Here is a 15,315-nt window from a genome sequence, read left to right on the forward strand (position 1 = left end):
TCCCCCAGCGCACCCGCCGAGGCCGTACTGCCGCCGTCCACGGCCGCCGAGCCCGAGAGCGCGATAGAGACCCGCGGCCTCGAGCCGGTCCCCGAAAGCGAGCGCACCGGCAAGGTCCGTGAGCTGTTCCCGACCTGGGTCGCCGCCAACATCAGTGTGCTTCTGCTCACGATGGGCGCCGGCCTGGTCGTGTTCAACGGCCTCAACATCTGGCAGGTCCTGCTCGTCGCGACGGTCGCGCCGGTCGTCTCGTACGGCCTTGTGGGGCTCGTCTCGATCGCGGGCAAGCGCGGCGGCTCCCCCGGTATGGCGCTGTCGCGGGCGGTGTTCGGGCAGCGGGGCAACCTGTTCCCCGGCTCGCTGATCTGGGTGGCCCGTTGGGGCTGGGAGACGATCAACGCGGTCACCGGCGCGTACGCCGTCCTCACGGTGCTCGACCTGCTTTTCGGGGTGAAGTCGAACACCGTCCTGATCGTGGTCACGCTGCTGCTGTTCGTGACCGGCACGTTCCTGGTGTCCGGGCTCGGCATCAACGCGCTGCGGGTGTGTAGCAAGTGGTCGACGTACCTCTTCGGCGCGTTCAGCGTGCTCGTGCTCGGCTATCTGGTCGCCGAGACGGACTGGTCGGCGGTCCTGGGCAAGCCTGCGGGGTCGGCCGCGATGGTGGTCGCGGGCATCGGCGTGATCGGCGCGGGCGGCATCAGCTGGGTGCCGTCGGGCCCGGACTTCACGCGCTATCTGCCGCGTACGGCCTCGTCGAAGAAGCTGGTCGGTACGACGATCGGCGGCGCCGGCATCGTGGTGCTGCCGATGGTGTTGATGGGCGCCGTGATGGCGGTGTCGACGCCGAACCTGGCGAGCGCGCAGGACCCGGTGGCGTTCATCGGCGAGCTGCTCCCGACCTGGATCGCGGTGCCGTATCTGCTGATCGCCCTGATCGGCATGCTGCTCATCAACTCGATGTCGATGTACTCCGCGGGCTTCACCGCGCAGACCCTCGGCATCAAGGTGCCGCGCGCCGCGGCGGTGAGTGTGAACGCGGTGATCAGCCTGGTCTTCGGCGTCCTCCTGATGGTGGTGGCGACCAGCTTCATCGGCTCGTTCATCTCGTTCCTGACACTGCTCGCGGTGGCGTTCTCGGCCTGGATCGGCGTCTTCGGCGTCGACATGCTGCGCCGTAAGACCTACGACAGTCAGGCGCTGCTCGACACCACGCGCACCTCGGCCTACTGGTACAAGGGCGGCTTCGCCTGGCAGGCCATGACCGCGTGGGCGGTGGCCCTGGTGACGGGCCTGCTGTTCACCAAGGTCGACTGGTTCGCGGGCCCGCTCGCCTCGTCGTGGATCGGCAAGCACGGCCTCGGCTGGCTCACCGGCATCGCGGTCTCGGCACTGCTCTACGCGGTACTGCCGCGCACCAAGCCCACCCGCTGAGGCACGGCTTCCGCACGGGCTGACGCACACCCCTATTTATCTGACGCCCCGTCAACTAGCGTCCCTCTTCGCAAGGCTGCGGTTTCCAGTTCCCGTGTTCCCGGCGAAGGGGTACGTCGTCTGCCATGGCCGTCACCGTCGTACGTTTCAACCTCGTCGATCCCGAGGCGACCCCCGAGTCGCTCGCCGCCCGCTACCGCGCCGCCGTCGAGATGGCCGCGTACTGCGACGACCGGGGCTTCGCCACGATCCAGACCGAGGAGCACCACGGCGCCGCCAACAACTGGCTGTCGTCGCCGTTCACCTTCGCCGGCGCGGTGTTCGGGGCGACCCGGCGGATCGCCGTCACCGTCTCCGCGATCATCGGCCCGCTGCACGACCCGCTGCGGCTTGCCGAGGAGATCGCCGCACTCGACCTGCTCAGCGGCGGCCGCCTGGTGACGGTCGCCGGGATCGGCTACCGGCCCGAGGAGTACGAGGCGTTCGACGTCGACTGGTCGCGGCGCGGCGCCCTCCAGGACGAGCTTCTGGAGACGCTGCTCAAGGCGTGGACCGGGGAGCCCTTCGAGTTCCGCGGCCGTACGGTGCGGGTCACGCCGCGGCCGTTCACCCGGCCCAACCCGCTGCTCCTGGTGGGCGGTTCGTCGAAGCCGGCGGCCCGGCGCGCGGCCCGGCTCGGCCTGCCGTTCTTCCCGAGCGCGCATCTGCCGGAGCTCGACGCGTACTACCAGGAAAAGCTGGCGGAGTACGGCACCGAGGGCTGGACGATGATGCCGGGCGCCGAGACCCCGCTGCTTCACATATCCGAGGACCCGGACCGCACCTGGGCCGAGTACGGCGAGCACTTCCTGCACGAGGCGCGGACGTACGCCTCCTGGCAGTCGAAGGACATCACCTCAGCGGTGCGTTCCGGCGCGGACAGCGTGGCGGAGCTGCGGGCCGAGGGGGTCTACCGGATCCTCACGCCGGACGAGTGCGTGGCCCTCAGCCAGAGCGGCGGCCACGACAACCTGATCCTGCATCCGCTGTGCGGCGGGATGCCGCTGGACGAGGGCTGGCGCAGCCTCCACCTGTTCGCGGAAAGGGTCATGCCCCGGCTCAAGGACTGAACCGGGGCACGACCGATCTGGAGCGAGGGGCAGCGGGGGTTTAGCCCATCTCCTCCAGGGTCTTGCCCTTCGTCTCCCGCACGAACTTGAGGACGAAGGGGATGGAGAGCGCCGCGAAGGCGCCGTAGATGATGTACGAGCCGGTCAGCGACCACTCGGACATGCTCGGGAACGTCTTGGTGATCGCGAAGTTGGCGAGCCACTGGGCGGAGGCGGCCACACCGAGCGCGGCGGCGCGGATCCGGCCGGGGAAGATCTCGCCGAGCAGCACCCAGACCACCACGCCCCAGGAGAGCGCGAAGAAGAGCACGAAGCCGTTGGCGGCGATGATCGCGACGATGCCCTGGGTGTCGGGCAGCGAGACGTTGTCCCCGGAGCCGGTCCGGTACGAGAACGCCCAGGCCATGGTGAACAGGGCGATCGCCATACCGGCGGAGCCGATCAGGGCCAGCGGCTTACGGCCGATCCGGTCGACGAAGATCATCGCGATGACCGTACCGACGATGTTCACGATCGACGTCTCGAACGAGTAGAGGAACGAGCTGGTCGGGTCGTGCCCGATCGACTGCCACAGCTGGTTCGAGTAGTAGAAGATCACGTTGATGCCGACGAGCTGCTGGAACACCGAGAGGCCGATGCCGATCCAGACGATCGGCAGGAAGCCGACCTTGCCGAGCAGGTCCTTGAAGGACGGCTTGTGCTCCTTGCGCATGCCCTCCTCGATCTCGGCGGCCCGCTCGTGCACGTCGATGCCCGTGCCCTCGACCTCGACGAGCACCTTCTTGGCGTCGGCGATCCGGCCGGCGGAGATCAGGTAGCGCGGCGACTCGGGGATCGCGAAGGAGAGCACCCCGTACAGGACGGCCGGGACGACCATCACGCCGAGCATCCACTGCCAGGCCTCGAGGCCGCCCAGCTCACCGCGCTGGTCGCCGTCGGCCATGTTGAGGATGCCCCAGTTGACCAGCTGCGAGACGGCGATGCCGATGACGATGGCGGCCTGCTGGAACGAGGCGAGCCGGCCGCGGTACGCGGGCGGGGCCACCTCGGCGATGTAGGCCGGGCCGATCACCGAGGCCATGCCGATGCCGATGCCGCCGATGAAGCGCCACAGGGTGAGGTCCCAGGCGGCGAAGGGCAGCGCCGAGCCGACGGCGCTGGCGGCGAAGAGGACCGCGGCGATCTGCATGCAGCGGATCCGGCCGATGCGGTCGGCGATCCGGCCGGCGATGGCGGCACCGAGGGCGCAGCCGAGGAGCGCGGTGGCGATGATCCAGCCGAGCATGTTCGCGTTCACGTCGAACCGCTGCTGGATGGCCACGGTCGCGCCGTTGATCACGGAACTGTCGTAGCCGAAGAGGAAGCCGCCCATCGCGGCCGCCGCCGTAATGAAGATGACATGGCCGAGGTGGTCCGGCTGGGGACTTCTGGCCGACTGCGGGGCCTGCGATGTGCTCGTCACGTGTACTCCTCGGGCCACCGGCCACAGCGCCGGGGGTGGGGGTAGAAGCACCTTCCAGTGGCGCACAACTTCATGCCGCTCACCACTTGAAGGTAAAAACAACGTTGCAGACACTATGCCTTCAAGTTTCGAAGTCAAGAGGTCGAGAGCTATGAGTTTTTGAGCAGCAGAAAGCCACGAGAGTTCAACGCTTGAACTTACTTAGGGCGAAACGGAAGGAGAACGGACGGAACGGATCAGCTCAGCCGCTGGCCGATGACCTTCGAGACCCCGTCGCCCTGCATCGAGACGCCGTACAGCGCGTCCGCGACCTCCATCGTGCGCTTCTGGTGCGTGATCACGATGAGCTGCGAGGACTCCTGCAGCTCCCGCATGATCCGGATAAGGCGTTGCAGATTGGTGTCGTCGAGCGCCGCCTCGACCTCGTCCATCACATAGAACGGGCTGGGCCGCGCCTTGAAGATCGCGACCAGCATCGCCACCGCCGTCAGCGACCGCTCACCGCCCGAGAGCAGACTGAGCCGCTTGACCTTCTTGCCCGGCGGCCGGGCCTCGACGTCCACACCGGTCGTCAGCATGTTGTCCGGATCGGTCAGGATCAGCCGCCCCTCACCACCCGGGAACAGCCGCGAGAAGACCCCCTCGAACTCCCGCGCCGTGTCGTGGTACGCCTCGGTGAAGACCTGCTCCACCCGCTCGTCCACTTCCTTCACGACCTGAAGGAGGTCGGCCCGGGTCTTCTTCAGGTCCTCCAGCTGCTCGCTGAGGAACTTGTGCCGCTCCTCCAGCGCCGCGAACTCCTCAAGCGCGAGCGGATTGACCTTTCCCAGCTGCTGATACGCCCGTTCGGCTGCCCTCAGCCGCTTCTCCTGCTCCCCGCGCACGAACGGCCGTGGCCGGTTCCGCGGATGTTCCGGATCCTCGGGCAACTGCTCGCCCTCCGCGGGCGGCGACGGCGGTACGAGCTGGTCGGGCCCGTAGTCCGCGACGAGCCCGGCCGGCTCCACCCCGAGCTCGTCGAGCGCCTTCGCCTCCAACTGCTCGACCCGCATGCGCTTCTCGGCACCGAGCACCTCGCCCCGGTGCACCGAGTCCGTCAACTTGTCGAGCTCGGCCTTCAGATCACGGCCCGCGTTCCGCTCCGCCACCAGATCCCGCTCGCGCTCCGCCTTCGCCCGCTCGGCCGCGGCCCGCTCCCGCTCGGCCCGTACGAGCGACACCTCGACGTGCGCGAGCAGCTGCCGGGCGCCCGAGCCGACCGCCTCCGCGACCGCGGCCTCCCGCCGCAGCCTGGCCCTGCGCTGCTCGGCACGCGCGCGTGCCTCCCGCTCGGCGCGCGCCGCCCGGTCGAGCCCGTCGGCCCGTCCGGCGAGAGCCTTCACCCGCTCCTCGTGCGTACGGGCCTGCAGGCGCGCCTCCATCTCGGTCTGCCGCGCGTTCGCCCCGTCCGCCGCGAGCCGGTCCCGTACGCCGGTGTCCGGCTCCTCCTCCACCGGCAACTCCTCGGCGACAGCGAGCCGTTCGGCGAGTTCCCCGACCTCTTCGAGCGCCAGGTCAAGAGACTCCTGCGCGCGTGCGGCCGCCGCCACGGACCGCTCGGCCTCCCCCGCCGCACCCCGCGCCTGCCCGGCCAGCCGCCCCAACTGCTGCGACACCGCCGACTTCTCCCGGTCGGCCGCCCGGCGCCGCTCCCCCAGCTCCTCGACAAGCGCGGCACCCGTACGCCGCCGCTCCACCGCCCGCTGCTGCGCCCCGGCCAGCTCCTCGCACCGCACCCCGAGCTCCGCCAGCTCGGCCTCGGCCTCGTCCACCGACGCCTGCACCTCGATCAGGCTCGGCGCCCCGGCCGACCCGCCCTGCGCGAAGTGCGCCCCGAGCAGGTCACCCTCGGCCGTCACCGCCGTCAGCTCCGGACGCGCGTAGACCAGATCCTCCGCGTCCTCCAGCGTGCCGACCACGACGACCCCACGCAGCAACCGCCGCACCGCGGTCATCAACTCCTCGGGCCCGCGCACCAGTTCAGCCGCGAACGACACCCCGTCAGCCCGCTTTGCCGGTACGTCGTCGGGGCCGCCGCCGAGCAGTATGGCCGCGCGCCCCGCGTCCTGCTTGCGCAGCAACCGGATCGCCTCCGCCGCCGTCGCCGGGGTCGTCACGGCGACCGCGTCGGCCGCCGCCCCGAGCGCGGCCGCCACCGGCACCTCGAACCCCGGGGCCACGGTGAGCAGTTCGGAGGCCGGACCGAGCAGCCCGGTCAGCCGTTCCTTCGCGGCGAGCAGTGCCCCCGTACCGTCCTTGCGGCGAAGCCCGAGCGCCAGCGCCTCGCGCCGGGCCGCGGTCGCCGCGCGCCTGCGCTCCGCCGCCGTGGCCGCCTCACGCGCCGCGGTCAACTCGGCCTCGGCGTCAGCGAGTTCGCGCTTGGCCGCATCGTGCCGCTCGCCGAGCTCGGTGTCGTCGGCGTCGAGCCCGTCGACCTCGGCCTTCAGCTGCTCGTACTCTTCCTGCGCGGCGACGGCACGCTCCTGCGCCGCGTCCCGGGACTCGGCGAGCCGGTCGATCTCGGCCTGCGCCGAAGCGGCCCTGCTGCGGGCCGCGTTGACCTGACCGGCGAGCCGGGCAAGCCCTTCGCGCCGGTCCGCGATGGCCCGCGCCACGTCCTTGAGCCGCCGCTCCTCGCTCGCCAACTCCCGTTCCAGATCGGCCCGGTGGGCGACCGTGTCCTCGAGAGCCCGCTCGGCCGCTTCGAGCGCGGCCTCCAACTCGGCCTCCTGCTCCCGGATCCGGGCCGCCTCGCGCTCCATGTCCTCGGGCTCACGGCCACGCCGCTCCTCCGCGGGCGCCGAGTGCGCACTCTTCACCCGGGCCTCGGCCAACGACACGGTCCCGCGCACCCGCTCGGCCAGCTGCGACAGCTCGTACCAGGTCTGCTGCGCCCGCTGAAGCCGCGGCGCGAGCCGGCGCACCTCCCCCTCGAGCTCCGCCTCCCGCGCGAGCGCCGCCTTGAGCCGCGCCTCGGCGTCCTCCTTGCGCCGCTTCAGCTCGGCCTCGTCGGCGACCTCGGTACGCAGCGCCTCCCGCAGCCCGACCAGGTCGTCGGCGAGCAGGCGGAGGCGGGCGTCGCGCAGGTCGGCCTGGATGACCGCGGCCCGTCGCGCCACGGCGGCCTGCCGACCGAGTGGCTTGAGCTGCCGCCGCAGTTCATCGGTGAGGTCCTGGACGCGGGCGAGGTTGGCCTGCATCGCGTCCAGCTTCCGCAGCGCCTTCTCCTTGCGCTTGCGGTGCTTGAGCACACCCGCCGCCTCCTCGATGAAGGCGCGGCGCCCCATCGGGTCGGCGTGAAGCACGGAGTCGAGCTGCCCCTGCCCGACGATCACATGCATCTCGCGCCCGATACCGGAGTCGGACAACAGCTCCTGGATATCGAGGAGTCGGCACGTGTCGCCGTTGATCTGGTACTCGCTGCCGCCGTTGCGGAACATGATCCGCGTGATGGTGACCTCGGCGTACTCGATGGGCAGCACACCGTCGGAGTTGTCGATGGTCAGCGACACCTCGGCCCGCCCGAGCGGCGGCCGCCCGGTGGTGCCGGCGAAGATGACGTCCTCCATCTTGCCGCCGCGCAGCGACTTGGCGCCCTGCTCACCCATGACCCAGCTGAGTGCGTCCACCACATTCGACTTGCCGGAACCATTGGGCCCGACCACACACGTGATGCCCGGCTCGAAGCGCAGCGTGGTCGCCGAGGCGAAGGATTTGAACCCGCGCAGGGTCAGGGCCTTGAGGTGCACGCCGCCGGACTCTACCTTTCGGGTTCGCCCCGGCTCCATGAACCGCCGCGTCTCAGAGCGTGAACGCGCGGTTTCACCGGGGAAGGTGCAGGGCACACCAGACGTTGAGGAAGCTTTCCCGACCGGGACATGAGCGGCACGAGCCGACGGTCAGGGCGGGAGGAGAAGCGGGGGGCGACGCGAGCCGACGGGGGCACGAAAAGAAAGAAGGGACGCCGAAGCGTCCCTTGCAGATCTTCGAGCAGATCTTCAAGCGGCTGACAGGCAGCCCCGAGCGATGCCTCACAAGGCAGCGGCTCAGGTCAGCGCAGGCTCCGCCTGGGGTACGTCGATGCTCTCCAGAAACGAGTCGCCTTCGTGAGAAGCGGCAGCGGTAGCCAGCGCGTCATTTTCGGCCTGGATCCGTACAAGCTCGGATTCCAGGTCCTGGACGCGCTGCTGGAGCCGTCGCATCTCGGCGAGGAGTCGCGGGTCGGAACCGCCGACGTAACCGAGAAGCGCCTTTGCCATGATGGATGGTCCTCCACACTGAGTGACCGACCGAAGCGGTGTGGGTCGTGAGGGAAGCACCCGCGGTGAATGGCAATGCTTGGTGTTTCTGCCGTTCCCACATGCCAAACAGCTAGGGTGCGCGGGGACTTCCAGAGTCTCACCAAAAAGTTTGACGGTCAACACGATCACGCCCCGTATTGGCGGGCGACCCGGGGGCGCGCGGCCTGAGAACCGGCGGCGCTGCACTCCTTCAGGGCCCTGGGGGCGTGGAGATCATCCTTCCTTGCGCAGCCTGGCACGACAACCCTTTATTGGCAACCACCAGGTCGTTTCCGTCCCGCGACTTTGCCAGGTGCGTCTGTCGGCGGTCCCGCGGGCCCGCCGACAGCCACTCGTCTCACCGGATCGCGAAGCTCTCGTAGATACCGCGCGGGGTGTCCCAGATCTCAGTGACACCGTCGACCCTGCCGGGTGTGTCGCCCTCGCGCAGCCACGTCAACAAGGAGTCGCAGCCGATACGGGTCCCCTCGGCGACGACCTGGACCCGGCCGTCGGCCAGATTCGAGGCGAAACCCACGAGTCCGCCGATCTCCAGCGCCTTCGCCCTGGTGAACCAGCGAAAGCCCACTCCCTGCACTACACCGCGCACCCAGGCGGTCATCCGTACCTCTTCATTCATGTGGGAAAGCTAACCGGCCAATTGCTACCGGAGCACTTCGCCCCCACATTCTCTTCACGTACAGTCGCGGAGGCCGAGCTCACTCGATCGGGTGAGCCACGACGACCTCAGGTACCAGGGAAGGCCAGGAGATGGGACGCCACCGACGCGTCGGCGCCGCGGGCGCCGGTGAAGATCAGCACTCCGCGGACCCGGCAGTGGTGGGCTCGACGCACTCGCACCGCCGCGGCAAGCGCGTCTCGGTGCCGATGCGTACCGGCCTGCTCGGTGTCTCCGCCGCCGTGGCCATGGGTGCCATCGCGGTCGCCTCGGGCCTGATCCCCGGCAGCGACGCCTTCTCCGGTGACAGCCAGGACTCCAGCCGCGTGCAGTCCGCGGGCAGCCCGACCGATCTGGCGACGCAGGGCGAGCCGTCGAAGTCCCCGGACCGCGAGGAGAGCGCCGCGAGCCGTGGCTCCGAGCGCCCCGAGCCGTCGACCTCCGCGCCGTCCCCGTCCAAGACCAAGGAACCGTCGAAGTCCCCGTCCCCGCAGAAGTCCTCCGCGGACAGCGGTACGGAGCAGAAGGACGAGCCGACCGAGAAGGCACCGGCGAAGCCCACGCAGTCGCAGCCCGCCGCGCCGGCGAAGCCGCAGACCCCGGACACCGGTCAGGCCGCCGAGGCCGAGGTGCTCGCCCTCGTCAACCAGGAGCGGGCGCAGGCGGGTTGCAGCCCGGTGCGTGCCGACGCCGCCCTCGCGGACCTGGCCGGCGACTTCAGCGAGGACATGGCCGAGCGCGGCTTCTTCGACCACACCGACCCCGACGGCGCCACCCCGTGGGACCGTGCCGAGAAGGCGGGCGTCGCGAACCTCGGCGGCGAGAACATCGCCCGCGGCCAGGCCAACGCCCAGTCCGTCATGGACTCCTGGATGGACAGCCCCGGCCACCGCGCGAACATCCTCAACTGCGAGTACAAGACCCTCGGCGTCGGCGCCCACTTCGCGTCCGGCGGCCCCTGGTGGACGCAGGACTTCGGCTTCTAGCCGACCGTCCGCGGCGGCCGCTGGCAGCGCGGGCAGAAGTAGCTGGACCGGTTCATCCACGGCCGCCGCCGCATCGGGGTCCCGCAGCGCCGGCACGGCTCGTCCTCCCGGCCGTACGCGTCGAGCGACCGCTCGAAGTAGCCGGACTCACCGTTCACGTTCACGTACAGACTGTCGAAACTGGTGCCGCCCACGGCGAGCGCGGCGTTCATGACATCCCGTACGTGGCCGACGAGTTCGGCGGTACGAGGGCGTGTGAAGGTGGCGGTGGGGCGCTCGTAGTGCAGCTTGGCCCGCCACAGCGCCTCGTCCGCGTAGATGTTGCCGACCCCGCTGATCAGCGACTGGTTGAGCAGCGCCCGCTTGATGGTGCTCCGGCTGCGGCGCAGCCCCTGGTGGAAGGCGTCCTCGTCGAAGGCCGGGTCGAGCGGGTCGCGGGCGATGTGCGCGATGACATCGGGCAGCCCGTCGGGCGTGACGTCGTGCAGCGAGAGCCCGCCGAAGGTCCGCTGGTCGACGAAACGCAGCTCGGTCCCCTGGTCGTCATCGAAGCGGACGCGGATACGCAGGTGCTTCTCGTCCGGTGCGTCCTGGGGCTGCACCAGGAGCTGGCCGCTCATCCCGAGGTGGGCCAGGATCGCGTTCGGAGCGTCGGCGAGCGGCAGCCACAGGTACTTGCCGCGCCGCCGGGCGAGCCCGAGCCGGTGCCCTTCTAGCCGGGCCGCGAAGTCGGGGCCACCGGCGAGGTGCCGGCGCACGGCCCGCGGGTGCAGCACCTCGACCTCGTCGACGACGCGTCCGGTGACCCAGCGCTCAAGGCCGCGACGGACCACTTCGACCTCGGGCAGTTCGGGCACGGGTCCTCCCCCGGTAGGTGCGTGGATGCAAAGGCGACGGCCCGCCCCGCGTCGGGGCGGGCCGGGCCGTCGTACTGCTTGCTGCTCTTGCCTTCGGAAGGCGGCGGGGTCAGGCCGTTGCCGTGTCGGGGGCGGCCTCGGCGGTCGCCCCTTCGGTCTCGGCGGCCTTGGCGCGCTCGTCCGCTGCGGCCTGAATGGCCCGCCATGCGGATTCGGCGGCCTGCTGCTCCGCTTCCTTCTTGCTGCGGCCGGTGCCGGTGCCGTACGAGACGCCTCCGACGCGGGCAGCAGCGGTGAAGGTCTTTTCGTGGTCGGGTCCGGTCTCCGAGACCAGGTACTCGGGAACGCCGAGCCCTTCGGTCGCGGTGAGCTCCTGGAGGCTGGTCTTCCAGTCCAGGCCGGCACCGAGGTTGGAGGACTTCTCGATCAGTGGGTCGAAGAGCCGGTGGATCAGCTTGGAAGCCGCGTCCAGACCCTGGTCGAGATAGACCGCGCCGATCACCGCTTCGAGGGTGTCGGCAAGGATGGATGCCTTGTCCCGCCCGCCTGTGCCTTCTTCACCCCGGCCGAGCCGGATGAAGGCACCGAGGTCGAGCCCGCGGCCCACCTCCGCCAGCGCACGCGAATTGACCACCGCGGCCCGCAACTTGGCCAGTTGGCCTTCGGGCAGGTCGGGGTGGGTGGTGTACAGCGTGTCCGTGACGACCAGACCGAGCACCGAGTCCCCGAGGAACTCGAGCCGTTCATTGGTCGGCAGACCGCCGTTCTCGTACGCGTACGAACGGTGGGTCAGCGCACGCACCAGAAGGGCGGACTCGAGTTTGTACCCGAGCCGCCCTTCCAGAAGCGTGTGGGACGAGGCCGTGTTCTCCGCCTGCTTCTTGGCGTTTTCCGCCTTGGCGTCAGACATCGTGCCTCTCACCAGCCGCTCAGACCTCGAGGACCTGGCGCTTGTTGTAGGTGCCACAAGCGGGGCACGCGATGTGCTGCAGCTTGGGCTCCTGGCAACGCTCACACGAAACCAGGGTGGGGACCGCAGCCTTCCACTGCGACCGGCGGTGGCGCGTGTTGCTGCGCGACATCTTCCGCTTCGGAACAGCCACGGCTACTTCTCCTGCTTCTCGTCGACGCCCGCTTGCGCATCGGCGCCGCTCATCTCGTCCTTCTCGCCGTCCTGGAGCGAACCAGCGAGTCCCTGCAGTGCCGCCCAACGAATGTCGACGGCGTCATGGTGGTGGTCCGGGTCGTCCGCGAGCCGCGCTCCACATTCGGAACACAGGCCCGGACAGTCGTCCTGGCACACCGGCTGCATCGGCAGTGCGAGCACCACCGCATCACGCAGCACGGGTTCGAGGTCGAAAAGTCCGTCCTCGAGGGGGGTCACGTCCTCGTCCTCGGCGTCGTCGGCCGGTTCCGCCTGCTTGCTGCGGCCACGGTCATCGGCGTCGGGGTACGTGAACATTTCCTGGAAGTCCGCTTCGAGCTCTCGCTCCAGCGGCTCCAGACACCTTACGCACTCCCCCTCGACCCGTGCACGGGCGGTGCCTGTGACAAGCACCCCGTCCATGACGGACTCGAGCCGCAGCTCAAGGGCGACCGGGGCGCCGTCGGGCACTCCGATGACTCCCTTGATCCCGAAGAGTTCGTCTCCGGAGGGTGCGTCGATCGTGCGGGTGAGCCGCTGAAGCGCACCAGGACGCCGACCCAGCTCGTGCGTATCGAACACGAGGGGGTTGCGGTGGTCGAGGCGGGCGTTCAGGGCAGTTCCTGCTTTCGATCATCGAAGTCTTGGGGAGACTGAACCCGCTTTGAGCGGACAGTCATTGGTCTCGGCGTCTGCGAACACGTCACAGCGCACGCGCGACCGAACAGTCAGGATACTGGACCTTTCCCCATCGGCCCAATCCGGTCTCCCGCCCCTGGCCAGAGGCGTTCACTGCCCCTGTCCGCGCTCCTGTTCGTACTGACGCAGCTGGTCGACGCTGATCATGCTCGTGTCGAAGAGGCTGGTCTCGTCCAGCGCGGCCGGCGCCTGCTCCTGCTGCTCCGGCCCACCGGTATAGAAGCCCTGCCCCTGCTGCCCGTACCCCTGGTGCTGGTTCTGCTGCTGGTAGCCGTACGGATCCTGCTGCTGATACACGTACGGGTCCTGCTGCGCGTACTCCTGCGGGACCTGCTGCGGCTGCTGGTACGCGTACGGGTCCTGCTGCTGGTAGCCGTACGGGTCCTGCGGGGCGTACTGCTGCTGCGCGGGGATCGGGGCCGCGAGCGGGGGCGGCGGCTGGGGCGGCTGGATCTGCTGGGGCGGCTGCTGAAGGTGGTCCGGCTGGGGCTGCATCTGGAGCTGCGGGACCTGCTGCGGCATCTGCGGCTGAGGTGCCTGCTGGGGCGCCTGCTGCTGCGTCTGCTGCTGGGGCTCGGCCAGGTCGGCGAGGAAGTCGGCGTCGCTCGCGAGCTGCGCGTGGCCCTGGTCGTCGACCCCGCCGAGCTGGCCCAGGTCGTCGGTCGCGATCCGGCCGTGGAGCTTCTGGCGGCCGCGGCCGACCGCGTCGAGCGTCTTGGAGAGGACGGCCTCGAAGGCGCCGAGCTTCACGTCCACGTACTCGTCGGCACGGCGGCGCAGGGTCTCCGGGTCGTGGCTGCGCTCGGGGGCCTCGGTGAAGTCCGGGTCCTCGTACCCCTGGGCGTCCAGGCCCTGGCCCGTACCGAGGAGCTTCTCGCGGCCGCGGCCGACCGAGCCGAGGGTCTTGGTGAGGACGACCTCGAAGTTGGCGAGCTTGGAGTCGACGTACTCGTCGGCCTCCTGGCGGACCTCCTCCGCCTCCTCGCGGGCCTGGGCGCGGATGCGGTCGGCCTCGTCCTGGGACTGGCGGGCGACCGCGGTGTCGGAGACGAGCGAGCCGCGCTCGACACGGGCCGAGTCGATGATCCGCTCCGCCTCCTGCCGGGCCTGCTCGACCAGCTGCTCGCTGCCGCCGATGACCTGCTGCGCCTGAGCGAGGGAGCCGGGCAGGGCTTGGCGCACCTCTTCGAGCTGCGCGAGCAGTTCGGCGCGGTTGATCACGCACGAGGCCGACATCGGCATGGACCTGGCGCCCGTGATCGCTTCGACGATCTCGTCCAGTTTCTTCTGCACGTCCACCGTGTGCTCGCCACTCTCTGCCTGGTAGGTGTCTCTGCCCGGTTGGGAGTCGGACAAGGCGACTGTAAGGGCAGCGGCCGTCCCACCGACACCGACTGACGGACCGTCAGCTCGCCGGACGGCCTCCGGCGAGGCGCTCGGTCAGCTTGGTGTGCACCAGCGGCGGTACGAGGTGCGAGACGTCGCCGCCCCAGGCCGCCACCTCCTTCACCAGGGAGGAGGAGAGGAAGCTGTAGGTGGGATTGGTCGGTACGAAGAGGGTCTCGACTCCCGAGAGACCGATGTTCATCTGGGCCATCTGCAGCTCGTAGTCGAAGTCGCTGACGGCACGCAGGCCCTTCACGATGGCGGGGATGTCGCGCTGCTTGCAGAAGTCGACGAGCAGGCCGTGGAAGGCCTCCACCTCGACGTTGCCGAAGTCGGCGGTGACCTGGCGGATCAGCTCGATCCGCTCCTCGATCTCGAAGAGGCCCTTCTTGGACTGGTTGATCATCACCGCGACGTGGACGACGTCGTAGAGCTTGGAGGCGCGGGCGATGATGTCGAGGTGTCCGTTGGTGATGGGGTCGAACGACCCCGGACAGACGGCGCGGCGCAACTTGTTTCCCTCGCTCTCGGGACCTGACGGTGCGGTCTGCACGGTCATCGGGACGACTCCTCGCTGGTCGAGGCGGCGCGACCGTACCAAAACGTGCCCTCGCCGTACCGCCGGGACCTGAGTCCCTCGAAGCCGGCCGGCCAGCCGAATTCTCCGCCTCTGGTGCTGCGCTCCACGGTGACGAGCGCTTGCTCAGCGAGCCAGCCCTGGGCGCGGAGTGTGAGCAGGATCTCCCGAAGATCGTCGTCGCCCACGGCGTACGGCGGATCGAGAAACACCAGGTCGTACGGGTCCTGCGGGGCCGCTCCCGCGATGATCGCCGCCGCCTTGCCGGCCCGGACCTCGGCGCCGGGCAGGCCGAGCGCGCTCACGTTCTCCCTGATGGTGCGGACCGCCCTGGCGTCGGCCTCGACCAGGAGCGCGTGGCCCGCGCCGCGCGAGAGCGCTTCGAGGCCTACGGCGCCGGAGCCCGCGTACAGGTCGAGGACGCGGTCGCCTTCGAGGGGGCCGCCGAGGAGTGACTGCCAGGTGGAGAACAGGGCCTCGCGCGCGCGATCGGAGGTGGGCCGTGTGCCGTTCCCCGGTGGTACGGCCAGTCGGCGTCCACCGGCACGGCCGGCGATCACGCGGGTCATCTGCGTCCTTCGGGGGTGAGGGGTGCGGTCACCCAACGATATGGCGTGCGCGGTACGCGGTCCCTCCGGGCCGGGTGGGGGCGCCTTCGGGGGC

General features: G+C 69.9%; 14 protein-coding genes. 3 read left to right on the forward strand and 11 right to left on the reverse strand.

Annotated elements, in window-relative coordinates; all coding sequences use genetic code 11:
• Positions 1 to 27: 27 nt before the first annotated feature.
• Positions 28 to 1,434 (forward strand): cytosine permease, encoded by a 1,407-nt coding sequence (locus tag GUY60_RS20900; RefSeq protein WP_161700108.1) that lies wholly within the window; start codon positions 28 to 30, stop codon positions 1,432 to 1,434.
• 125 nt (positions 1,435 to 1,559) lie between these two features.
• Positions 1,560 to 2,543, forward strand: coding sequence for an LLM class flavin-dependent oxidoreductase (locus tag GUY60_RS20905; RefSeq protein WP_161700087.1), 984 nt, complete (start codon positions 1,560 to 1,562; stop codon positions 2,541 to 2,543).
• Positions 2,544 to 2,583: 40 nt separating this feature from the next.
• Here GUY60_RS20905 and GUY60_RS20910 read toward each other — a convergent pair whose 3' ends face one another.
• From GUY60_RS20910 to GUY60_RS20925, 4 genes are all read right to left on the reverse strand, one after another.
• Positions 2,584 to 4,005 carry a sugar porter family MFS transporter gene (locus GUY60_RS20910; RefSeq protein ID WP_161700089.1) on the reverse strand — a complete coding sequence of 474 codons (1,422 nt, stop codon included), beginning with the start codon at positions 4,003 to 4,005 and terminating at the stop codon, positions 2,584 to 2,586.
• A 236-nt stretch (positions 4,006 to 4,241) separates the two neighbouring features.
• Positions 4,242 to 7,793: a chromosome segregation protein SMC gene (smc, locus tag GUY60_RS20915; RefSeq protein WP_161700091.1), complete on the reverse strand. Its 3,552-nt coding sequence runs from the start codon at positions 7,791 to 7,793 to the stop codon at positions 4,242 to 4,244.
• A gap of 297 nt (positions 7,794 to 8,090) precedes the next feature.
• Positions 8,091 to 8,303 (reverse strand): hypothetical protein, encoded by a 213-nt coding sequence (locus tag GUY60_RS20920; protein WP_161700093.1) that lies wholly within the window; start codon positions 8,301 to 8,303, stop codon positions 8,091 to 8,093.
• Between the two features lie 379 nt (positions 8,304 to 8,682).
• Positions 8,683 to 8,964 carry an acylphosphatase gene (locus GUY60_RS20925; protein ID WP_161700095.1) on the reverse strand — a complete coding sequence of 94 codons (282 nt, stop codon included), beginning with the start codon at positions 8,962 to 8,964 and terminating at the stop codon, positions 8,683 to 8,685.
• Between the two features lie 131 nt (positions 8,965 to 9,095).
• Here GUY60_RS20925 and GUY60_RS20930 point away from each other — a divergent pair, with 131 nt between their 5' ends.
• Positions 9,096 to 9,989 carry a CAP domain-containing protein gene (locus GUY60_RS20930; RefSeq protein WP_161700097.1) on the forward strand — a complete coding sequence of 298 codons (894 nt, stop codon included), beginning with the start codon at positions 9,096 to 9,098 and terminating at the stop codon, positions 9,987 to 9,989.
• Here GUY60_RS20930 and mutM read toward each other — a convergent pair.
• From mutM to rsmD, 7 genes are all read right to left on the reverse strand, one after another.
• Entirely contained in the window at positions 9,986 to 10,846 is an 861-nt protein-coding gene (gene mutM, locus GUY60_RS20935; RefSeq protein WP_161700099.1) for a bifunctional DNA-formamidopyrimidine glycosylase/DNA-(apurinic or apyrimidinic site) lyase, read from the reverse strand. The genes GUY60_RS20930 and mutM overlap by 4 nt on opposite strands.
• A 109-nt stretch (positions 10,847 to 10,955) precedes the next feature.
• On the reverse strand, positions 10,956 to 11,756 hold the full coding sequence (gene rnc / locus GUY60_RS20940; protein ID WP_161700101.1) for a ribonuclease III: 801 nt from the start codon (positions 11,754 to 11,756) through the stop codon (positions 10,956 to 10,958).
• 19 nt (positions 11,757 to 11,775) lie between these two features.
• Positions 11,776 to 11,949 carry a 50S ribosomal protein L32 gene (rpmF, locus tag GUY60_RS20945; protein WP_030361955.1) on the reverse strand — a complete coding sequence of 58 codons (174 nt, stop codon included), beginning with the start codon at positions 11,947 to 11,949 and terminating at the stop codon, positions 11,776 to 11,778.
• Positions 11,950 to 11,951: 2 nt separating this feature from the next.
• The gene (locus tag GUY60_RS20950; RefSeq protein WP_161700110.1) at positions 11,952 to 12,605 is read right to left on the reverse strand and encodes a YceD family protein; all 654 of its coding nucleotides are present in this window, start codon (positions 12,603 to 12,605) and stop codon (positions 11,952 to 11,954) included.
• A 174-nt stretch (positions 12,606 to 12,779) separates the two neighbouring features.
• Entirely contained in the window at positions 12,780 to 13,988 is a 1,209-nt protein-coding gene (locus GUY60_RS20955; protein ID WP_161700112.1) for a F0F1 ATP synthase subunit B family protein, read from the reverse strand.
• A gap of 106 nt (positions 13,989 to 14,094) precedes the next feature.
• The gene (gene coaD / locus GUY60_RS20960; RefSeq protein WP_187370089.1) at positions 14,095 to 14,586 is read right to left on the reverse strand and encodes a pantetheine-phosphate adenylyltransferase; all 492 of its coding nucleotides are present in this window, start codon (positions 14,584 to 14,586) and stop codon (positions 14,095 to 14,097) included.
• Positions 14,587 to 14,630: 44 nt separating this feature from the next.
• The gene (rsmD, locus tag GUY60_RS20965) at positions 14,631 to 15,221 is read right to left on the reverse strand and encodes a 16S rRNA (guanine(966)-N(2))-methyltransferase RsmD (RefSeq protein WP_161700105.1); all 591 of its coding nucleotides are present in this window, start codon (positions 15,219 to 15,221) and stop codon (positions 14,631 to 14,633) included.
• Between the last annotated feature and the right edge of the window lie 94 nt (positions 15,222 to 15,315).

This window comes from Streptomyces boluensis (assembly GCF_009908195.1).
Lineage (GTDB): Bacteria > Actinomycetota > Actinomycetes > Streptomycetales > Streptomycetaceae > Streptomyces > Streptomyces boluensis.

Coding starts and splice junctions, on each gene's coding strand:
- GUY60_RS20905 (WP_161700087.1), top strand. CDS start 1,560: ATGGCCGTCACCGTCGTACGTTTCAACCTCGTCGATCCCGAGGCGACC.
- GUY60_RS20920 (WP_161700093.1), bottom strand. CDS start 8,303: ATGGCAAAGGCGCTTCTCGGTTACGTCGGCGGTTCCGACCCGCGACTC.
- GUY60_RS20925 (WP_161700095.1), bottom strand. CDS start 8,964: ATGAATGAAGAGGTACGGATGACCGCCTGGGTGCGCGGTGTAGTGCAG.
- GUY60_RS20930 (WP_161700097.1), top strand. CDS start 9,096: ATGGGACGCCACCGACGCGTCGGCGCCGCGGGCGCCGGTGAAGATCAG.
- rnc (WP_161700101.1), bottom strand. CDS start 11,756: ATGTCTGACGCCAAGGCGGAAAACGCCAAGAAGCAGGCGGAGAACACG.
- rsmD (WP_161700105.1), bottom strand. CDS start 15,221: ATGACCCGCGTGATCGCCGGCCGTGCCGGTGGACGCCGACTGGCCGTA.